Source organism: Streptomyces solicavernae, assembly GCF_029968095.1.
Lineage (GTDB): Bacteria > Actinomycetota > Actinomycetes > Streptomycetales > Streptomycetaceae > Streptomyces > Streptomyces solicavernae.
In genome coordinates, this window is the sequence record NZ_JASCIR010000020.1 from 65,519 (window position 1) to 85,110 (window position 19,592).

16 protein-coding genes are annotated in these 19,592 nt (G+C 73.7%); 6 read left to right on the forward strand and 10 right to left on the reverse strand.

The features are described 5' to 3' along the window. Window positions 1-93: 93 nt before the first annotated feature. The 3 genes from QIS99_RS21895 to QIS99_RS21905 all read right to left on the reverse strand — a co-directional run bounded on the left by QIS99_RS21895 (window position 94) and on the right by QIS99_RS21905 (window position 4,104). Window positions 94-1,179, reverse strand: coding sequence for a S1 family peptidase (locus QIS99_RS21895; protein ID WP_282515273.1), 1,086 nt, complete (start codon window positions 1,177-1,179; stop codon window positions 94-96). Window positions 1,180-1,626: 447 nt separating this feature from the next. Beyond that, a complete protein-coding gene (locus QIS99_RS21900; RefSeq protein ID WP_408909600.1) occupies window positions 1,627-2,562 on the reverse strand; it encodes a S1 family peptidase in 936 nt (311 codons plus the stop codon). A 324-nt stretch (window positions 2,563-2,886) separates the two neighbouring features. After that, window positions 2,887-4,104: a DUF5685 family protein gene (locus tag QIS99_RS21905; protein WP_282515319.1), complete on the reverse strand. Its 1,218-nt coding sequence runs from the start codon at window positions 4,102-4,104 to the stop codon at window positions 2,887-2,889. Window positions 4,105-4,447: 343 nt separating this feature from the next. Between QIS99_RS21905 and QIS99_RS21910 the strand changes: the two genes are divergently transcribed. After that, window positions 4,448-4,894, forward strand: a complete 447-nt coding sequence (locus tag QIS99_RS21910) for a cell division protein SepF (protein ID WP_282515274.1) — start codon at window positions 4,448-4,450, stop codon at window positions 4,892-4,894. A 52-nt stretch (window positions 4,895-4,946) separates the two neighbouring features. Here QIS99_RS21910 and QIS99_RS21915 read toward each other — a convergent pair whose 3' ends face one another. Both QIS99_RS21915 and QIS99_RS21920 read right to left on the reverse strand, forming a co-directional pair. Then, window positions 4,947-6,143 carry an acyl-CoA dehydrogenase family protein gene (locus QIS99_RS21915; protein ID WP_282515275.1) on the reverse strand — a complete coding sequence of 399 codons (1,197 nt, stop codon included), beginning with the start codon at window positions 6,141-6,143 and terminating at the stop codon, window positions 4,947-4,949. Window positions 6,144-6,247: 104 nt separating this feature from the next. Beyond that, entirely contained in the window at window positions 6,248-7,927 is a 1,680-nt protein-coding gene (locus QIS99_RS21920) for an MFS transporter (RefSeq protein WP_282515276.1), read from the reverse strand. Between the two features lie 258 nt (window positions 7,928-8,185). On the opposite strand from QIS99_RS21920, the gene QIS99_RS21925 reads away from it, so the two are divergent. Together QIS99_RS21925 and QIS99_RS21930 are read left to right on the forward strand one after the other, a co-directional pair. After that, the gene (locus QIS99_RS21925) at window positions 8,186-9,343 is read left to right on the forward strand and encodes a glycosyltransferase family 39 protein (protein ID WP_282515277.1); all 1,158 of its coding nucleotides are present in this window, start codon (window positions 8,186-8,188) and stop codon (window positions 9,341-9,343) included. A gap of 216 nt (window positions 9,344-9,559) precedes the next feature. Continuing rightward, window positions 9,560-10,615: a phosphatase PAP2 family protein gene (locus QIS99_RS21930; RefSeq protein WP_282515278.1), complete on the forward strand. Its 1,056-nt coding sequence runs from the start codon at window positions 9,560-9,562 to the stop codon at window positions 10,613-10,615. Between the two features lie 112 nt (window positions 10,616-10,727). Here QIS99_RS21930 and QIS99_RS21935 read toward each other — a convergent pair whose 3' ends face one another. The 5 genes from QIS99_RS21935 to QIS99_RS21955 all read right to left on the reverse strand — a co-directional run bounded on the left by QIS99_RS21935 (window position 10,728) and on the right by QIS99_RS21955 (window position 15,470). Further along, complete coding sequence (locus QIS99_RS21935) at window positions 10,728-10,943, reverse strand: I78 family peptidase inhibitor (RefSeq protein WP_282515279.1); 216 nt, start codon at window positions 10,941-10,943, stop codon at window positions 10,728-10,730. 393 nt (window positions 10,944-11,336) lie between these two features. Beyond that, window positions 11,337-12,194: a hypothetical protein gene (locus QIS99_RS21940; protein WP_282515280.1), complete on the reverse strand. Its 858-nt coding sequence runs from the start codon at window positions 12,192-12,194 to the stop codon at window positions 11,337-11,339. Next, a complete protein-coding gene (locus QIS99_RS21945) occupies window positions 12,191-13,459 on the reverse strand; it encodes a glycosyltransferase family 4 protein (protein WP_282515281.1) in 1,269 nt (422 codons plus the stop codon). The genes QIS99_RS21940 and QIS99_RS21945 overlap by 4 nt, the downstream gene beginning before the upstream one ends. Before the next feature lie 192 nt (window positions 13,460-13,651). Further along, on the reverse strand, window positions 13,652-14,953 hold the full coding sequence (locus tag QIS99_RS21950) for an ABC transporter substrate-binding protein (protein ID WP_282515282.1): 1,302 nt from the start codon (window positions 14,951-14,953) through the stop codon (window positions 13,652-13,654). Further along, entirely contained in the window at window positions 14,928-15,470 is a 543-nt protein-coding gene (locus tag QIS99_RS21955; RefSeq protein ID WP_282515320.1) for a hypothetical protein, read from the reverse strand. The genes QIS99_RS21950 and QIS99_RS21955 overlap by 26 nt, the downstream gene beginning before the upstream one ends. A gap of 139 nt (window positions 15,471-15,609) precedes the next feature. Here QIS99_RS21955 and QIS99_RS21960 point away from each other — a divergent pair, with 139 nt between their 5' ends. From QIS99_RS21960 to QIS99_RS21970, 3 genes are read left to right on the forward strand one after another with little or no spacing between them, the layout of a single operon-like run. Next, on the forward strand, window positions 15,610-16,122 hold the full coding sequence (locus tag QIS99_RS21960) for a hypothetical protein (RefSeq protein ID WP_282515283.1): 513 nt from the start codon (window positions 15,610-15,612) through the stop codon (window positions 16,120-16,122). A 1-nt stretch (window position 16,123) separates the two neighbouring features. Then, on the forward strand, window positions 16,124-18,907 hold the full coding sequence (locus tag QIS99_RS21965; protein WP_282515284.1) for an ABC transporter permease subunit: 2,784 nt from the start codon (window positions 16,124-16,126) through the stop codon (window positions 18,905-18,907). After that, window positions 18,904-19,560: an ATP-binding cassette domain-containing protein gene (locus tag QIS99_RS21970; protein ID WP_282515285.1), complete on the forward strand. Its 657-nt coding sequence runs from the start codon at window positions 18,904-18,906 to the stop codon at window positions 19,558-19,560. The genes QIS99_RS21965 and QIS99_RS21970 overlap by 4 nt, the downstream gene beginning before the upstream one ends. Window positions 19,561-19,592 lie beyond the last annotated feature (32 nt).

A 19,592-nucleotide genomic window follows, 5' to 3' on the forward strand; every position in this document is an offset into this window, starting at 1 on the left:
AGGCCCGGCCCACCGGAGCGGGCCGAGCCTTCGAGCAGGAGAGGGAGAACCCCTTCGAGCAGTACGGGGAGACCCCCACCAATACGGGAGACCTCAGCCGATCTCGGCCCCGAACGCCTCCAGCGCCTCCGTGACGGGCTGGAAGAACGTCGTGCCCCCGGAGGAGCAGTTGCCGCTGCCGCCCGAGGTCAGGCCGAGCGCGGTGTCGCCCGCGAAGAGCGCGCCGCCGCTGTCGCCGGGCTCGGCGCAGACGTTGGTCTGGATCAGGCCGTGGACGATGTCGCCGTTGCCGTAGTCGACGGTGGCGTCGAGGCCGGTGACCGCACCGTCGTGCAGCTGCGTGGTGGAGCCGCTGCGCTGCACCTGCTGGCCGACCGTGGCGTCGCCCGCCTTGGCGATGGGCTGCGTCGAGCCGTTGTACAGGTTCACCTCGCTGGGGTGCGGGGTGTCGCCGGTGTACTTGACGATGCCGTAGTCGTTGTCGGGGAAGCTGGAGCCGGCGTTGGTGCCGATGACCGGGCCGCCCTGCTCCTCGGACCACTCCTGGATCGACTCGGTGCAGTGGCCGGCCGTCAGGAAGTGCGGCTCGCCGCCGACCGTGACGTTGAAGCCGAGCGAGCAGCGTCCACTGCCGCCCCAGATGGCGTCGCCGCCGGCGATGAACTTCTTGAACTCGCCCTGGCTGCGCTTGAGTTCGACCTGCGCGCCGAGGGCGTCGGTGGCCTTGGTGAGCTTGGCGAGGGCGGCGCCCTTGACCGTGCGGTCGGCGGTGACGACGACCTTGTTGGTCTTCGGGTCGAGGGCCCAGGAGACACCCTTGGTGCTGGCCTTCTCGATCAGGTCGCTGCGGGTGTTCTTGAGCTCGGCCAGCGAGTTCTCGACCACCTTGGCCTTGGCGCCGGCCTGCTCGACGACGTCCGCGGCCTTCTGGTCCAGGACGTTCACCACGAGCGACTTGGACTCGGCGTCGTAGTAGGCGCCGGCCGCGTCCGCTCCGAGGTCCTGGCCGAGGACCGAGCCGAGCTTGCCGGCCGCGGTGGCGGTGAGGGTCTTGAGCTCCGGGGCGGCGGGGGCGTCGCTCGCGTTCGCGGTCTGGAGGGTGACGCCGGCGGCGGCCAGTGCGGCGATGCCCGCACCTGCGACGGCCACGCGGCGCTTCGGTATGCGTCGGTGCTTCAAGGAACGTCCTCCTGTGGGGGGTCGGGTCCCGGATCGGTGGGGTTCACCGGGCCCTGAAGGGTGACAGTCACTATTGCCACGTTCACAGGGGGCACACAAGGTCGAGTTCCGGACGCGCACTCGACGACCACGGGGCGGTTCCTCGACGTTCACGAAACCTTCTCGTCCACGTCAGCGGGGTCACTGGGCCCGTGGGTGACTGGCCGATTCCTTCCCCTCCTCGCTCCTTGCCCAGGCTGGCTTTTGCCGGAGGGGCTGGCTGTTGAGGGGCGCGGGGAACTGCGCGACCAGCCACGACGGCGCGGCAGCCGAACCACAGCGCCGCAGGCCTTCGGGAAGGGGCGGGGCGGGGCGGGGCGGGGCGGGGCGGAGAACAAGAACGAGCCCCCGCCCGACATTTCGGGCAGGGGCTCGCGGCGCGTCAGCGGTGACGCGGAAGTACGGGGATCAGTACACGCTGACCCCGTACGCGCTCAGCGCCTCCTTCACCGGCTGGAAGAACGTCGTCCCCCCGGAGGAACAGTTCCCGCTGCCACCGGAGGTGAGCCCGATCGCGCGGGACCCGGAGTAGAGCGGGCCGCCGGAGTCGCCGGGCTCGGCGCACACGTTGGTGCGGATCATGCCGTAGACGATGTCCCCGCCGCCGTAGTTGACCGTCGCGTTGAGACCGGTGACGGAGCCTCTGTGGGTGCCGGTGGTGGAGCCGCGCCGGGTGACGGACATTCCGACCGTGGCGTCGGCCGCGCTGGTGATGTCCTGCCCGCCGACGGTACCCGGGTGGGACAGCCCGGTGTTGGAGTAGCGCACCAGGCCGTAGTCGTTGCCGGGGAAGCTGGATCCGGCCGTCGGGCCGATGGTGGTGGTGCGGGCGGAGTTGGCGTACCAGGTGCCCGCGCCGTCGGTGCAGTGCCCGGCCGTCACGAAGTAGTACGTGCTGCCGCTGCGGACGTTGAATCCGGCCGAGCAGCGCCAGCTGGACGCGTAGATCGCGTCGCCGCCGGAGAGCAGCTTGCTGAACTTGCCGGGGGTGCGCTCGATCTTGAGGGCGCCGGCGTTCGTACCGGCTTCGCGCTTGATCTTGTTGATCTCGGCCTGGGAGACGGTGCTGTCGACCGTCACGAGGACACGGCCGGACTTCGGGTCCACGTTCCAGGCCGTGCCCGCGACATCGGCCTCCAGGACCGCGTCGCTCGCCTTGTCGAGCTGGGCGCTGCTGTAGGCGGTGGCCTCGTCCGCGCTGGCGGCGGGTGCGGCGAACGCGCCGGCGGCGACGAGGGATCCGGCCACGACGGCCAGGGACGCGCGTCTCGCGACGCTGCTGCGGGGGGTGAGTGTGGGGGTGGGTGTGGGGGTGGGTGTGGGGGTGGTGCGCTTGATCCTCACTTCGCGTTCCTCCGAGGGAATCGGGGGCCCGCCTGGGGAGCGGGCCCGTGAGGCGCAGCCGGGGGCGGGCGGCCCGGGTCCGGTGTTCGGAATCCGGAACTCACTGTGCCCCTGACAAGCGCTGGCTCGGAGTATTCGGTTGGCGTGAAGGGTGCACAAGGCCAGCTTTCGGCCGTCTGCGCAGAACGCACGGCGGCGGCTCCCGCGCCGACCACGGCTCAGCCGCACCCGCAGTCACAGTCGCAGCAGTCACAGCCGCCGCCGTCGTCGCCCTCGCCGTCTCCCCCGCAACAGCTGCAGCAGCCGGAACAGTTGGAGCAGCATTCACAGGCGCTGCAGCAGTCGTTGCACAGCCCCTCCTTGCGCTCCCGGCTCCACGGGTCGTCGTGCGTGCCGCAGCACAGCTGGCACGTGCAGGCGAGCCCCGCCCACACCAGGGCACCCGGCGATCAGCCCCCGTCGGCCCCGGCGCGGCGGCCGCGGCCCACCCGGACCACCCGGACCGAACGGCCCACCGGGACCACCCGGCCCGTACGGACCCCCGGGGCCACCGGGGCCACCGGGGCCGGGCTGCTGCGGAGCGTACGGAGCACCAGGCCCTCCGGGCCCGTACGGCCCCGGCTGCGGATACGAGGCGTCGGGACCGACGGGACCGCCGGAACCGCCGGAACCGCCAGGCCCACCAGGACCGCCGAAGACGCCACCGCCGCCCGGGCCGCCGCCGCCCGCCGGATGATGGGCGCAGCCCGTCGTACCGAAGGCGCGGTCCACGGAGCGCGGCAGTTCGTGCACGAGCAGCCGGTGCGCGAGAGCGGCGTCGGTGAACTCCACGTCCCGCAGGGCGAGTCGGATGCCGCGCAGCGCGTCGTCGGCGAGCCTGCGGGCCTCGGCGAGGGAGGTGCCGGTCGCGGCCAGCGGGTTCCACGCCCCGCGCGCGGCGTCCTCCTCGCGGTCCTCGACGGCGTCCAGGAGGTGCGCGAGCCGCCCGAAGAGCCGGCCCGCCTCGGCGAGCGGAGCCGCGTTGCCCGGCCGTCCGGCGAGCTGCGCGGTGTGCGCGAACGCGGCGGCGGTCGCGGTCTCGGTGGGCTCGGTGACGACGAGCAGCGAGGTGCCGGGCCCGGCGAGCGCCTCGATGCCGCCCTGCCGCTGCACCGCCTCCACGAGTACGGCGGTGTCGAAGCCGACGTCGGCCCCGGTGCGCGCCCCGGCCCGGCCCCAGGAGCGGGCCACCCGGCGCGCCGCCACGGCGACCGGTCTGCGCCCCAACATCCCGTCCCCGTCGGCCACATGGTCGCGCACCTTCGCCGAGGCGAGCACGAGCGAGACGGCCGCCGCGAGCCGCGCGCCCTCGCCCTGGGTGACCGACGCGCCGCGCATCCCGCGCAGCGGACAGGGCCCCGCGGTGCGCCGCCACCCGCCGGCGCGCTCGGCCTGAGCCTCCGTCAGAACCGAGACGAGCAGGCCGTCGTAGTTGGTGACGACCCGCGCGAACTGGCCGTGATCGCTGCGCAGGGCGAGGCAGAGGCCGCAGAGATGCGCCATCCACTGTGTCTTGAGGCCCTCGCCGAGCCGGTGGCTGCAGGGCCTGACGATGCCGAACAAGACGGCTCCCCCATGAGTCGCTGATGACGTGCGACCGCATCGTATCGGCCAGGTCCGACAGCCCGACACGCCCGCCGTCACCCGTACGCGCCGACAAGTCATATTTCACTCACTGTCAGCAGCAGTGCCTGGCAGGACCCTTGGAGAATGGGGGTGCGTTCTGCACCAGTACCGTCACGAAAGGCCCGTGGCGCGACTAACCGCTTGGTCGGAGCGACGCAACTTCCGCATCATGGACGACCATAGGGGTGCGGACAGCAGGACCGCTTGAGAGGAGGCGTCCATGGGATCGGTACGTAAGGCGAGTGCCTGGCTTGGCCTCGTCGACGACAACGATGACGAGCGTTACTACGACGGTTACGAGGACGACCGGGCCGAGGAGTCCGAGCCCGGCGAGGCCTGGGTGACCGACCCCCGCGTGCGGGCGGCCGGCGAGCAGGCCGAGGAGACCGGCCGCCGGATCGGCACCATCGCCCCGGACGGCTTCCGGGACGCGCGCGCCATCGGCGAGCTGTTCCGGGACGGCGTGCCGGTCATCATCAACCTGACCTCGATGGATCCCGGCGACGCCAAACGCGTGGTGGACTTCGCGGCCGGCCTGACCTTCGGTCTGCGCGGCTCCATCGAGCGGGTGGCGACCCGGGTCTTCCTGCTCACCCCGGCCGACACCGCGATCGTCAACGGCGAGGCGACGGGCCGGCCTTCGGACGGCTTCTTCAACCAGAGCTAGGCCGGCAGGCCGCTCACCGCACTCCCCCGGACCCGTTCCGGCGCCCTTCGGCCTACCGGAACGCGTCGAGCCCGGTGAGCGCCTTGCCGAGCACCAGCTGATGCATCTCGACGGTGCCCTCGTAGGTCAGCACCGATTCGAGATTCGTCGCATGCCGCATCACGGGGTATTCGAGCGAGATCCCGTTGGCCCCGAGGATCGTCCGTGAGGTGCGGCAGATCTCGATGGCCTCGCGTACGTTGTTGAGCTTGCCGAAACTGACCTGTTCCGGCCGCAGCCGGCCCGCGTCGAGGCGGCGCCCCAGGTGGTGGGCGAGCAGGATCCCCTTGTGCAGTTCGAGCGCCATGTCGGCGAGCTTGGCCTGGGTGAGCTGGAAGCCGCCGATGGGCCTGCCGAACTGCTCCCGCGTCTTCGCGTACTCCACCGCCGCCTCGAAGGACGAGCGGGCCGCTCCCATCGCGCCCCAGACGATGCCGTAGCGCGCGTGGCTCAGGCAGCTGAGCGGGCCGCGCAGACCGGTGACCTCGGGCAGCACCGCGTCGGCGGGCAGCCTGACCTCGTCCAGGACGAGTTCGCTGGTGACCGAGGCGCGCAGGGACCACTTGTGCTTGATCTCGGGGGCGGAGAAGCCGGGGCTGTCCGTGGGGACGACGAAGCCGCGGATGCCGTCGTCCGTCTGCGCCCAGACGACCGCGACCCCGGCGACGGAGCCGTTGGTGATCCACATCTTGCGGCCGGTCAGGATCCAGTCCGTGCCGTCGCGCTTCGCGTGGGTGCTCATCGAGGAGGGGTCGGAGCCGTGGTCGGGCTCGGTGAGGCCGAAGCAGCCGATGACCTCGCCGGCCGCCATCCGCGGCAGCCACTGCTGCTTCTGCTCCTCGGAGCCGAACTTCCAGATCGCGTACATCGCGAGGGAGCCCTGCACCGAGACCAGGGAGCGGATGCCGGAGTCGGCGGCCTCCAGCTCCAGGCAGGCCAGGCCGTACTGGACGGCGCTCGCGCCCGCGCAGCCGTAGCCGGTGAGGGACATGCCGAGGGCGCCGATCCCGCCGAGCTCCCGGGCCAGTTCGCGTACGCCGGGCAGCTCGCCGCGCTCGTACCAGTCGGCGATGTGCGGCAGGACGCGGTCCCGGGCCCAGCTGCGGACGGTGTCGCGGATCGCGAGGTCCTCGGGGTCGAGGAGGTCGTCGAGGCCGAGCGGGTCGGCGGGGTCGAACGGCGGCAGGGCGGGGCGGGACGGGGACGGCATGACGGGGCCTCCGGACACGTAAAACTAGCAGTGTTAGTTATGGTGTGCTGCCGACGGTACGGCTCCGGGAAGCCGCACGTCCAGAGTGTGCCCGGTGCCCGGTCTCAGGCGGAGGACTCGGCGGGCAGCGCCTCGCGGTCCCGCTGGGCCGGGGCGGTCTTGAGCAGTCCGCGCTCACCGGTCGCGGGACAGGCGCCCTCGTCCGGCGCGGCGGCGGAGAGGTCCATGGTGCGGGGCAGGCGCAGGGCGGCCAGGGCGCCGATGAGGAGCAGGCCCGCGCTGGCGTACAGGGTGACGTGGAGTCCGTGCACGAAGGAGTCGCGGGCGGCGGTGCGCAGTGCGGCGCCGGGGCCGGAGCCGAGGCCCTGGGCGATCTCGTACGCCTCGCCGAGGGAGTGCCGGGCGGCGGCCACATCGGCGCCGGAGACGCCGGGCACCGCGTCGAGGCGGGGGGCGTAGGCGGCGTTCATGACGCTGCCGATGAAGGCTATGCCGATGCCGCTGCCCAGCTGGTACGAGGTCTCGCCGATGGCCGCGGCGCCTCCAGCCTGGCCCTGGCTGACGTCGCTGAGCATCGACTCGTACGCGCCGAACAGCGTGGTCTGCAGGCCGAAGCCGAGCAGCACGAAGCCGGTCAGGAGCAGCGCGAGGTTGTCCTTGTGGCCCATGAAGGTGAGGGTCAGGACGGCGGCGGCGGTGAGGCAGAAGCCGAGCGAGACCATCAGGCGCGGGCCGAGGCGGGGCAGGATCGAGGACCCGGTGAGCCCGCCGGCCATGGCGGCGAGGGTCAGCGGCACCATCCTCAGGCCGGTCTGAAGGGGCGAGAGGCCGAGCACCAGCTGCAGGTACTGCGCGGCGATCAGCATCAGGCCGACCAGCGCCAGCATCGCGATGATGATGCAGCCGACGGAGGTGCCGAAGGCCGGCCGGGAGAACAGGCTGAGGTCGACCAGCGGGTGCTTGCGGCGGCGCTGGCGCCGTACGAAGAGGACCAGGAGCAGCGCGCCGACGATCAGCGGCACCAGGGTCAGCAGGCTGACGACGCCCGCGCCGCCGCCCGCGCGCTTGATGCCGAGCACCACGCCGAAGAGTCCGGCCGCGGCCATCAGCGCGCCGATCACGTCCCACGGGCCGTCGCGGTCGCCGGTGGACTCGGCAAGGAGCCAGCGGCCGACCAGAAGGCTGGCGAACATCAGCGGGATGTTGATGAGGAAGACCGAGCCCCACCAGAAGTGTTCGAGCAGGAAGCCGCCGAGCAGCGGTCCCGCGGCGGCGCCGACGGCGGCGACCGCGCTCCAGATGCCGATGGCGAGGGCCCGCTCGCGCCGGTCGGGGAAGACCTGCCGGACGATGGAGAGCGTCGCGGGCATGATCATCGCGCCGCCGACGCCGAGCAGGACGCGCGCGGCGATCAGCGTCTTGGGCTCGTGCGCGAGCGCCGCCATGGCGGAGGCGACGCCGAAGAGGCCGTACCCGAGGAGCAGGATCCGCCGGCGGCCGACGCGGTCGCCGAGGGTGCCGAAGAGGATCAGCAGCGAGGCGCAGACCAGCGGGTAGGAGTCGACGATCCACAGCAGCTGGATGGCGCCGGGCTTGAGGTCCTCGGTGACGGCCGGAACCGCCACGTGCAGGACCGTCGAGTCGATGGCGACGATGGCGAGGCTGACGCACAGGACTATGAGGACGACCCAGCGGTTGGCGCCTTCGGGGCGTCCGATGCCCAGGTGTTCCAGGAACCGGGATGCCGAGGGCCGCTGCGGAGCAGCCGTGGTCGTCCCGGTCATGCAGTACCTCCCAGTGATCCCGTACTCAGGCGGTCGGCGGGCGGCGGCTCTGCCTGCGGCAATGTGCCCGACCGGGTGTACGAGTGAGCAGTCAGCGTACGCGAGTTCAGCGCGGGCTTGGGTGTCCCACCTCTCACGTACCTGAACGACGCGGTGTGGCGTACGCCACGCCCGACCCCCTCTCCCCCGCGTCCGCTCCCCCTTCAGGTACGACCGCCCGGGGGTATCCGGTTCCCCGCTCCGCCCATAATCGAGCCCGTGACCGACCTTGCCCCGTGCGTTCCGACCGACCGCCGCGACCGCGTGCACCGTGCGCTGCGCCGTGCCGCGCCCGCGCTGCTTGTGTACGCCGGGGTGCGCGCGCTGGGGCTCGTGGTGCTCGCGGGGTGGTCCGCGGCGAACGGAAAGAGCGCGCACACGCTGCTGAGCGCGCGCTGGGACTCGCTCTGGTACACCCGCGTCGCCGAGTTCGGCTACGGCTGGGAGACCCGCCTGCCGGACGGCTCGGTCCACTCCAACCTGGCGTTCTTCCCGCTGCTCCCCTGGCTGGAACGGCTCGGCGCGGCCGTCAGCCCGCTGTCGTACGCGGACGCGGGCCTGGCGGCGGCGTGGCTCGCCTCACTCGCGGCGGCGCTCGGGATCTTCCTGGTCGCGGAGCGCCTTTACGGGCTGCGCGCGGGGGTGTGCGCGGTGGCGTTGTGGGCTGTGCTTCCGGTGGGGATCGTGCAGTCGATGGCGTACAGCGAGTCGCTGTTCACGGCGCTCGCGGCCTGGGCGCTGTACGCGGTGCTGCGCGAGCGGTGGGTGACGGCGGGGGTGCTCGCGGCGCTCGCCGGGCTGACCCGGCCGGTGGGCGGTGCGGTGGTGGCGGCGCTCTGGGTGACGGCCGCGCTCACGGTCGCGCGCGAGCGCCGTGCGGACCGGCGGCTGGTGGTCGGTGTGCTGCTCGCGCCGCTCGGGGCGGCCGGCTATGTGCTGTGGGTGGGCCACCGCACGGGCGACGGGATCTTCGGCTATCTCGACGTACAGGCGCAGTGGGGCAACGGTTTCGACGGGGGGCTCGCGTTCGCCCGGTTCGTCGGGGGGATGCTGACGTCGTTCCCTTCGGTGTTCGCCGGGCTCGGCCTGATCGTCGGGGTGGGCCTGGTGATCTGGCTGTACGGGGTGTGCGTACGGCAGCAGCAGCCGCCCGCGCTGCTCGTCTACTGCGGGATCGTCGTGGTGCTCGCGCTCTGCGCCTCGGGGTACTTCGGCTCCAAGCCGCGGCTGCTGCTGCCCGCCTTCCCGCTGCTGCTGCCGCTCGCGGTGGCTCTGGCGCGGTGGCGGACCCGGCGGGCGGCGGCGCTGCTCGCGGTCGTGGCGGCGGGTTCGGCGGTGTACGGGGCGTTCTGGCTGAACGGGTCGGGACCGCCGTGATCCGGCCACGGAATTCACTTCCCTCGTACGGAATGAATTCAGACACCATCCGAAATCACAGCAGATGAAGATCGAATAAATATCGATCCAAGGTCATCAGCTTTTACTCGGGGTTCCGGAATAACTCACCGGCTGAGATCAATCCCACATCACATCGTCATCACAAACCCTCTGGTTGGGCCGAGTCGGCCGCTCACTCGCTGTAGCGTCGATTGAGTGCGTACCGAACCAAACCTGACCCGTCTGGACCGGCTCTTTGCCCGGCTGGACCGGGAACCCGAACGGCCGGCGGGCCTCGAAACACCTCGTATGAGTCCGCACCGGATCGTGCTGTTCGGCTCGACGCTGGTCTTCTACCTGCTCATCGTCGTGGCCGTGATCAACACGTCCTGGCTGGTCCGGCTCGACTGGCAGCTGATGTTCTTCCGGCCCTACCAGCAGTGGCCGGAGCTGCACGCGTACATCGACTACTACGTGGTGCTCGGCCAGCGCGGCCCCACCGCCGTGATGGTCGCGGCCTGGCTCGGCTGGCGCTCCTGGCGGCAGCACACCCTGCGCCCGCTCCTCATGCTGGGCACCTCGCTGCTGCTGCTCAACGTCAGCGTCGGCGCGGCCAAGCTGAGCATGGGCCGGGAAGGTCCGCACTACGCCAACGTCATCGGCTCCAACGAGATGTGGCTGACCGGCGACATATTCCCTTCGGGCCACACCGCCAACGCCGTCGTGACCTGGGGCATCCTCGCCTATCTGGCCTCCTCCGGACGGGCCCGCCGCTATCTCTCGGCGCTCTCCGCGGTGGTCTCGCTCGGCGTCGGTCTCAGCACGGTCTACCTGGGCACGCACTGGCTGAGCGACGTCCTCCTCGGCTGGGCCGCGGGGCTGCTCATCCTGCTGGCGCTGCCCTGGTTCGAGCCGCTGATCGCCCGCGCCGAGGTCTGTATCCTCGCCCGGCGCGACCGGTACCTGCCGGGCCTGCGCGGCCGCCTGCCGGTTCCCGCGCCGGCCGGTGCGCCCACGCTGTTCCCGCAGCCGGCGCCCGTCCCCGACGACGACGTGCCGGTACGCGAGCCGGTGGGCGCCGGACACGGTGGCCGGGCGCCGACGCACTTCAGCACCCAGCGGTACACGGTCCGCTCGGAGCGCGCCCCGGTCACCCCGACCGGCAGCCGCCGCCCCGCCCCGCACGCGACCCACACCTCGCACGGCGCCCACGCCGACGGCACCGGCCGCACCGGCCGCCCCGCACCGGCCCGCCCGGTGGCCGGCGGCTGAGCCCGGGACCGCGGGGGCGGTACGCACCACTGCCCCGCACGCGCAGGCCCCGGCTCCCCTTCACCAGGGGGCCGGGGCCTGCGCCGTACCGGCATCGGGGGACGCCGGCCGCTCAGCCCTTCCAGCAGCGCTTCACGGTGCCGTCGCCGACCTCGAAGTTCAGCCGTCCCGCCAGGTACTCCATGGTCACGATCGCGCCCGGCGGCAGCGACCTGACGGTGGACCAGCCGCGCTCGCGGGCCAGGCGTTCGGCACTCTCGGCGTCGAGTCCGACGTACGCGTCGGGGGTGTCCTGCGGTTCTGCGGGGGGTGTGGGTAGGGGTGCCATGCGATCACCGTAGGCCGCGCGCGGCGGGAAGGGAAAGGGCCGCCGAAAAGCCCCCGGCGGGCGTACACCCAGGGTCACCTGCACCTTCGAGGTCACGCTTGTGTCACAGGATCGCCACATGTGTTTGTCGATTCCCGCTTCACACGAACGAGCGGTACGGAATTGTTCCGGCTCACCCGGCAATTACCCGTACCCGTCCGGCAATTCGGGCACCCGCGGTCCGACGGCCGAATTCATCTGCCTTTCGGAGTGCGGACCGAGATCGTTTTCCGGCCCCGCCCGCCGCGACACCCTGCGCGAATTTCACCGGAGCATTCAGGGGCGCCGAGGCGTTGAGCGGCGCCGGGGCACAACTCACCGCGACCGGTCAAGCTGCGGTCCGCGTCTGCGGGCTCAGCCGGCCTCCGTCACCCGCAGCGACAGGTCGTTGTCGCGGGTGTAGTACGGGCCGACGGCCACGGGGCCGGTGCGGACGGCCGGGTACGTGAAGATCGGCTTCTTGTCGGCGACGTCGTCGAGCAGCCGGGCCACCCGCGCCTGCGGCCCTTGGGCGCCCTGGGGCAGCAGCCACAGGTCCCAGATGCCGGGTGCGTCGGCCAGTTCCGCGTACCCCACGGTGAGCCCGAACTCCCCGCCGGAGCCACCGAGTTCGACCCGCCGGGCGGCCTGCCCGGGCGAGTCCCCTTCGGGCGTCCGGGCGCGCAGCTCGGCGTACCCGGCCGGGGTGAGGGGCGCGCCGAGGAGTCGTCCTCGTACGGTCAGCCCGGCGCCGTCGATGAGCAGTTCGCCGGCCTCGGCGTGCGGCGCGCGGTGCCAGGCGCGGACGGTGAGGTTGCCGTGCTTGGTGGCGTACGGGATGCGCACGGCGATGTGCGGGCGGGTGCCGCTGGGCATCCGGTCGACCAGCGAGCGCAGGTCGTTGACGCCGGGCGCGAGGCGGCGCGGGGCGGCGTCGCCGTGGTCGGCGTACACGTCCCAGCGGCCCTCGGCGAGCTGGACGCTGCTGGGCAGCACGGCGCGCAGCCTGCCGTCGGCGGCCGGGGTGAGCGGCAGCCGGGTCTCGGTGTGCCCGGCGCCGTGCGGCTGTCTCTCGCGCAGCCGGAGCAGCAGATACGCGGCGCCGGGGCGGCCCAGGTCGGCGAGGTCGAAGGTCAGCCCGCCCGCGGAGTCGGCGACGCAGTCGGCGCGCGGCTCCACGGGGACACGGTCGTGCACCTCGTCGGGCAGCGGCGGGGGCAGCAGTGCGGTCATGCGGTCCGTCCCTTTCTCAGGGCGGTGCGCCCCGCGTCCCTGACCGCGTAGGCGCCGCCGAGCATCGCGCCGCGGGTGCGGTGCAGCGAGCCGCGGAACCGGCCGAGCGGTCCGGCGGGGCCGCGTGCGGTCAGATCGGTGAACAGCGATTCGTAGCGCTCCGCTATCCGCGCGGGGTCGAAGCGCTGGGAGTCGACGAGCGCGGCGGCGGACATCCGGCCGCGCTTGTCGTCGTCGTTGATCAGCTCAAGGAGTCCGCCGGCGATGGCGCGGACGTCGCCGACGGGCACGAGGCGGCCGTCGACACCGTTGTCGATGATCTCGCCGGGGCCGTGCGGGCAGTCCGTGGCGACCACGGGGAGTCCGCAGCGCATCGCCTCGACGATGGTCATGCCGAAGGACTCCAGGCTGGAGGTGACCGCGGCGATGGAGCCCTTGGCCCACTCCGGGTCGATGGGGTGGGCGGGGCCCATGAGGAACACATGGTTGTAGAGGCCGAGTTCGTCGATGAGGGCGCGGAGGCGGTCCTTCTGCTTGCCGCCGCCGTAGATCCGCAGCCGCCAGTCCGGGCGCTGGGCGCGCACCTGGTCGAAGGCCCTGATCAGCAGGTCGTACCGCTTGACGGGGGCGAGCCGGCCGGCCGCGACGACCCACTTGCCGGTGCCGTCGGCGGGCGCCACCCCGGGCGCGGGCACCGGGTTGGCCATGGCGTCGACGCGCACGCCGGGCAGCCGCATCTTGCTGCGGTAGGCGGCGGCGTCGGCCTCGGTCGTCGTGGTCAGCGCGTCGAGGCGGGGGTAGACGCCGCGCAGCTGGGTGCGCAGGGCCGTGGAGTGGCTGTCGAGGGTGAGGTGTTCCTGGCCGACGCGGAGCGGTCCGCGGCGGGCCTGGCGGGCGATGTGCACGTTCAGGCCCGGCCGGGTGCCCACGAGGACATCGGCCTCGGCGGTCGCGAGGTGGTCGGCGATGCGGCGGTCGGTCAGCGCGTTGTACTGGTGGAAGCGGCCCTCGGCGCGCGGGAAGGCGTGCGCGGGGCGCCGGTACTCGGGGCTGTCGCCCTCGTAGCCCGGCGTGCCCTTGCGGATGTCGACCAGGTGGCGCACCCGGACCCGCGGGTCGACCTGGAAGACCGGCTCTGCGCGGTGCCGGTAGACCGAGACGACCTCCACGTCGTGCTGTTCGGCCAGGGTGTTGGCCAGGTTGTACGTCGTCCGGATCGTCCCCCCGATTCCGTACGCGTTGTGTATCAGGAAAGAGATATGCATACGTCCCCGTACCTCATGGTTCCCCGCGGACAGTCCCGTCTCGTCCGCCTAGCGCAGGGTTAGACCGGGAGCGGGGGGCGAGGGTTGGGCCGCATCATCATCTTGTTCTTGAACAGTTGCGCTATTGGTAGGCGATTTCGGGAACCTGGGGGCACTCCTGCGCATCAGGGGCAGTGTGGGGGCGCGAGTTGCTCAGGGTTCGTACGCCAGCTGCGGTACGTCGAAGCAGTTGCGGTTCATGTCCCCGCTCTGCGTGACCCAGCCCTCGCCGTCCCGCCAACGGGCCACGGACAGGCAGGTCCTGCGGGTCTTCGGGGGTTCCTCGCGGTGCTCGAAGACGACGGGGACGAGCAGTCCGTCCGCGTCGTAGGGCTCGCCCCGCTCCATGTACGCGTCCAGGCACGCGCGCGTGGCGGCGGTTTCGGGCGCCGCGCGGGTGCACGATTGCGCGGCGTCCGTGAACCACATGGCCGCCGCCCAGCCTTCGAGCGCCCACTGGGACAGCGGCCTGCCCCGCATCCCGTCCCGGAACTCCCGTACGGCCGGGTGCCCGGCGTCCTGGTGGTTGCGGCTCGACCCGGTCGCCCAGAGGGAGTTGCGGCAGCGCGGCGCGTCCTCGTAGTCCTCGGCGACCGTGTCCGTCCAGTTCTGCGCGTGGGTGACCTTCGCGGTGACGTGGGCGCCGACGTCGTCGAGCGCCGCGCACAGGCGGGCGTTGCCGTGCGTGTCGAGGGCGTCGAAGACCAGGTCGACGCCGCGCGCCTTGAGGTCGGCGGCGACGGCGCGGAAGTCGGGCAGCGCGAAGTCGACCTGCTCGGCCACCACGTCGTACCCCTCGGCCCGCAGCCCCCGCGTGACGAGCCGGGCGTACGCGGCGGACGCGGACTGGTTGTACGAGACGACGGCGGCGGTGCGGGCGCCGTGCTCGCGCTTGAAGTAGCGGTAGACCTCGGTGCCGCCGTACAGCTTGCCGTCCCAGCCGGGCGCATCGCCGGTGCGCGGCGCGAGACTCCCGTAGATCGAGTACAGATGCGGGTACGTCTCGTACGCGGGCCCGACCGGCTGGCCGCCGATGTCCGGGACGCCGGCGGCGGAGACCCGCGGGGCGCCCGCGTAGTCGAGGACGGCGGTGGCGACGAGCGCGACGACGTGCTGTTCGTCGATCAGCTTGCGCACGCACTCGTTGTTGCCGACGCCGCTGCCGCCGTCGTCGCAGGTGTGCACCTCGACCCGGCGCCCGTCGACGCCGCCGCGCGCGTTCAGCCGGTCGAAGTACGCGGTGGCGCCCTCGCGCGGGCCGGTGAAGGCGCGGCTGCCGACGGGGCTGGTCGCGCTGGTCACGATGCCGACGCGGAGCGGCTCGCCCGCGCCGCCCGGAGGGCCGGTGTCCCGCGCGGTGAACGCGTCCTCGGGCAGCCGACTGCCGCAGGCGGCGCCGGACAACAGCAGCAGCGCCGCGAGAAGGACCTCAACAGCCCGGTACCGGCGAGGCATTGCCGCTGTTCATCTGCACCAGCGCGCACAGCGTCTTGACCGACACCTTCCAGGTGCCGCCCTGCTCGACCGCGACCCCGGTGGCGTCACGCAGCGCGGGCTGCCCGTCGAGCGACAGCGTGTACGTCACATCGGCCTCGGTGCGGGACGTGAACTCCACGTCGGAGACGCTCGCCCCGACCTGCTTGCCGCGCGGGTCGGAGTTGAAGGCCTGCAGGACCGGCCGCATGTCGGCGCCGTTCTCCAGGACCGCCTCCTTCTCGTTCAGCGGGACCTCCGCGTCGAAGAACCTCTCCCAGTTCTCCTTGACCTCGCGCTCCGCCGCGGCCTCGTCCTCCGGGCCCTCGTCCGGGGCCTGTTCCGTGCGCTCGACGGACGTCTCGGGCAAGGGTTCCGTGCCGTCCTGGCCGTCGTCCCCGCACCCCGTGACGGCCATGCCGAGCGTCAGGACCGCGGCGGCCGCCCAGGCCGCGATCCGAGTCCCACCCCGCCTGCGCCTACTGCTCCCGAGCACCATCTGGCTCACCGCCGGGTCGATCGTCCGGGCAGCGGCTGCCCGGTGCCTTCAGGGTCGGCCGCCGAGAGGCAGAGTGCAAGCGGTGTCCTGACATGAACAAATGGGTACAGAGCGCCACTCATCACCCCGGGAGCCCCGGATGCCCACCGCCCGACCCCTTACCGCCCGACCCCGCACCGCCCAGCCCCTCCTCTGGGCCGGTTCCGCCGCCCTCGCCGCGGGCGCGGTGCTGTGCGTGCTCGGCTGGTACGGGGTCTCCGGGGAACGCTTCGCCGAGCGGCAGGTCCCGTATCTGGCCTCCTGCACGCTGCCCGGCTCCGCCCTGATCGTGGCGGGCGCGGTCCTCCTCGTCGGCGGCCGGAACGCCCTGGCCACCGCGCGCGTGGAGGAGCTGTACGAGCTGCTGGTCGCCGCCGACCCGGGCGCACCCGAGGCCACCGCGCCGGCTCCCCGCAGCACCGAGCGCGTCCTGGTGCCGGGCGGCACGCTGTACCACCGCGCGGACTGCCCGCTGGTCACCGGCAAGCCGGAGGCCGTACCCGCCGACCCGCGCCCTGGCCTCACCCCGTGCCCGCTCTGCGAACCGGACGCCCCGCCCCGAAAGGCCCCGCACCCCGAGGTCCCGCCGGACAAGGCGGACCCGGAGCCCTGACATGGCCTCCCTGACGTACGACCTGACGCTCGCCGGGCTCGGCGTCGGCAGCGCGGCGGCGCTCACCGGGATCGGCCTGATCGTCACGTACCGGGCCACCGGCGTCCTCAACCTCGCGCACGGCGCCGTCGCCATGGTCTGCGCGTATCTGCTGCGCCAGCTCGCCGTCGGCTGGGGCTGGCCGCTGTGGCTCGCCGCCCTGGTCACCCTCGGCGTGGCGGCGCCCGGCGTCGGGCTGGTCCTGGAGCGTGCGGTGTTCCGGCCGCTCGCGGTGCTCGGCGGCGGTCCCGCGCAGTCCCTCGTGGCGTCCATCGGGGTGTTCGTGCTGCTCGTCGGCGGGGCGGCGCTCGTGTGGGGGCAGGGGGCGCGCGCGGACGCCCCCGAGCTGCTCGGCTCGGGCGCGCCCTGGGGCCGGCTCGCGGCGGCACTCCTCCTCGCCGCCGCCGTGGGCGCGGTGAGCCGCTGGACCCGCTTCGGCCGCGAGCTGCGCGCCGTCGTCGACAACCGCCCCCTGGCCGTGCTCGGCGGCATCGACGCGGACCGGGTCGCGGCGGCCGGCTGGGCCTTCGGCTCGTTCACCGCCGGCCTGACGGGCGTCCTGCTCGCCCCGTACGTACGCCTCGACCCGTACGGCCTGCCGCTGCTGGTGATGGAGGTGGTGGCCGTCGCCGTGGCCGCCGGGATGCGCAGCCTGCCGCTCGCGGTGGCGGTCGCGCTGGGGCTCGGGGTCGCGCAGGCCCAGCTGACCCGGCTGCACCCCTCGGGTCTCGGCGAGCCGCTGCTGCGGGCGGTCGGGGCGAACCTGTTCGTGGTGGCGCTGCTGGTCGCGGCGCTGGTGCTGCCGGCGCCGGGGCGGGACCGGCACGGGCAGGACCGGGACGGGCGGGACCGGGACGGGCAGGACCGGGACGGGCGGGACCGGGTCCGGGGGCCGCTGCCGGAAACGGCCACCGCGCGTGTGCGTGCGCCGCTGCGCGCGTGGCTGGTGGCGGGCGTGCTGTTCCTGCTCCCGCTCGGCCTCGCGGGCCCGGACCTGCACACGGCCGTCCAGGTCCCGGCGCTCGCCGTGGTCCTGCTCTCCCTGGTCGTGGTCACCGGCAGGGGCGGCCAGATCTCCCTCGGGCAGGCGGCGTACGCGGGACTCGGCGCCCTGTTCACGGCCCTGCTCGCGGCCGGGCGGTTCCCCGGCCTCCCCGCGCTGCCCACGCTCGCCGCACTCGGCGTCGCCGTGCTCCTGGTCGCGCCGCTCGGCCTGCTCACCGGGTGGCCGTCGGTCCGGCGGCGCGGCCTGGCGCTCGCGCTCGCCACGTTCGCGATCGGCGTGGGCGTGAGCCGCTTCGTCTTCGACCAGCCGTACGCGACCGCCGGCCTCGGCCTCGACCGCCCGGCGGGGCTCCACGGCGACCGGGCCTACTACCTCCTCGAACTCGCCCTCCTCGGCGGGGCGTTGCTCGCCGTGGCCGCGCTGCGCCGGGGCCGTACCGGGCGGGCCCTCGCCGCGATGCGGGACCACGAGGCGGGCGCGGTGGCCGCCGGGGTGCCCGTGCCGCGCCTGAAGATCGGCGCGTTCGTGGCGGGCGCCGCCCTCGCCGCGCTCGGCGGCGGCATGCTCGGTCTGGGGGTGCGCGCCTTCGACCCGGGCGCGTTCGACCCGGTGCGCGGCCTGCTGTGGTTCGCGGCCGTGGTGGTGCTCGGCGCGGACTTTCCGCTCGGCGCGCTGCTCGCGGCCGCGCTCCTGGTGGGCCTGGACGCGGGCACGCGCGGCGGCGTCGCGGCGGCGGTCATCGGCGTCCTCGCGGTCCTCGTCGGCCGCTTCCCGGGCGGCCCGTACGAGGCGCTGCGCGCGGCGGCGGCCCGGTGGCGCCCGCGCCGGACAGCGGTCGCGCCGACCCCGCTGGGGGCGCGGGTCGGGGCGCGCCTGCGCGCCCGGGCCGCCACCGCCGCCCCGCCGCGCGCGCGTGGGGGCGCGCCGGTACCGGTGCCTGAACGGGGGCCCGTACGGGGACCGGTACCGGTGCCCGTACGCCCCGCCCCCGTACGCCCCGCCCCCGTACGCCCCGCCCGCCTACGCGCCCCCGACGAGCCCCTCTCCGGGCGTGGACTGACCGTCAGGTACGGCGGGTTCACGGCCCTGGACGGGGTGGACGTGGAGGTGGCGCCGGGCCGGGTCACGGCGGTGGTCGGGCCGAACGGGGCGGGCAAGAGCACCCTGTTCCACTGCCTGGCCGGCACGGTCCGCCCGCACGCCGGCCGGGTGCGCTTCGCGGGCCTCGACCTGACGGACCGGCCCGCGCACGCCCGCGCCCGGCTCGGGGTCGCCCGGACCTTCCAACAGCTGGCCGTCTTCCCGTCGTTGACGGTCGCCGAGAACGTGGCGGTCGGCGCGGAGCAGGGCCGCGTCCGGGGCTCCCGCGCGGTCGACCGCGCGCTGGCCCTGCTCGGCCTGGACGGGCCCGTACGCGACCGGCCCGCGGCACGGCTGCCGACCGGGACGCTGCGCCGCGTCGAGCTCGCCCGCGCGCTCGCCGGGGACCCGTACGCCCTGCTCCTGGACGAGCCCGCCGCGGGCCTCGACACCGCCGAGGTCGCCGTACTGGCACGGGCGTTGCGGGCGCTCGCGGCCGAGGGCGTCGCCCTCCTCGTCGTCGAGCACGACCTGGACCTGGTGGCGCATCTCGCGGACACCGTGCACGTCCTGGCGGCGGGCCGCCTCGTCGCCTCCGGCCCGCCCGAGCAGGTCCTCGCGGCGCTCACGGCCGTACGGGGAGCGGGGGCCGGACCATGAGCGCCGAGCTGGAACTGCGCCACGCGCGCGTGCGGTACGGCCCGCTGGAGGCGCTGCACGGCGTCGACCTCGCGGTCGCCGGGGGCGCGGTGACGGTCCTCACCGGCCGCAACGGCTCGGGCCGTACGACGGTGCTGCGCGCGCTCGCCGGCACGGTGCCGCTGTCCGGGGGCGCGGTGGCGTGGCGGGGCCGGGACGTCACGCGGCTCACGGCCCACGCGCGGGCGGCGCTCGGGCTCGCCCTCGTACCCGACCGGGAGGCGGTCTTCGGCTCGCTGTCGGTCGCGGAGAACCTGCGGCTGGCCGCGCGCCGGGCGGAGTTGGGCCCGGCTCTCGACACGTACCCGGAACTCCGCCCCCTCCTCTCCCGGGCCGCGGGCACGCTCTCGGGCGGCGAGCAGCGCATGCTCGCGGTCGCGCGTGCGCTGCTGTCCCCCGCCGAGGTCCTGCTCCTCGACGAGCCCGCCCAGGGCATGTCCCCCACCGTCGCGGCCCGTACGTACGCCCTCCTGGCCGCCCTCCCGGCCACCGTGCTGCTGGCGGAACAGTCCCTCCCCGCCGCCCTCCGCTCGGCGCCGCGCGCGGTGGTCGTGCATGAACTGCGGCGCGGGACGGTGGTGTTCAGCGGGGAGGCGGCGGAGGTGGCGAGGTGAGGGAGGCGGGGAGGTGAGGGAGGCGCCAGGTG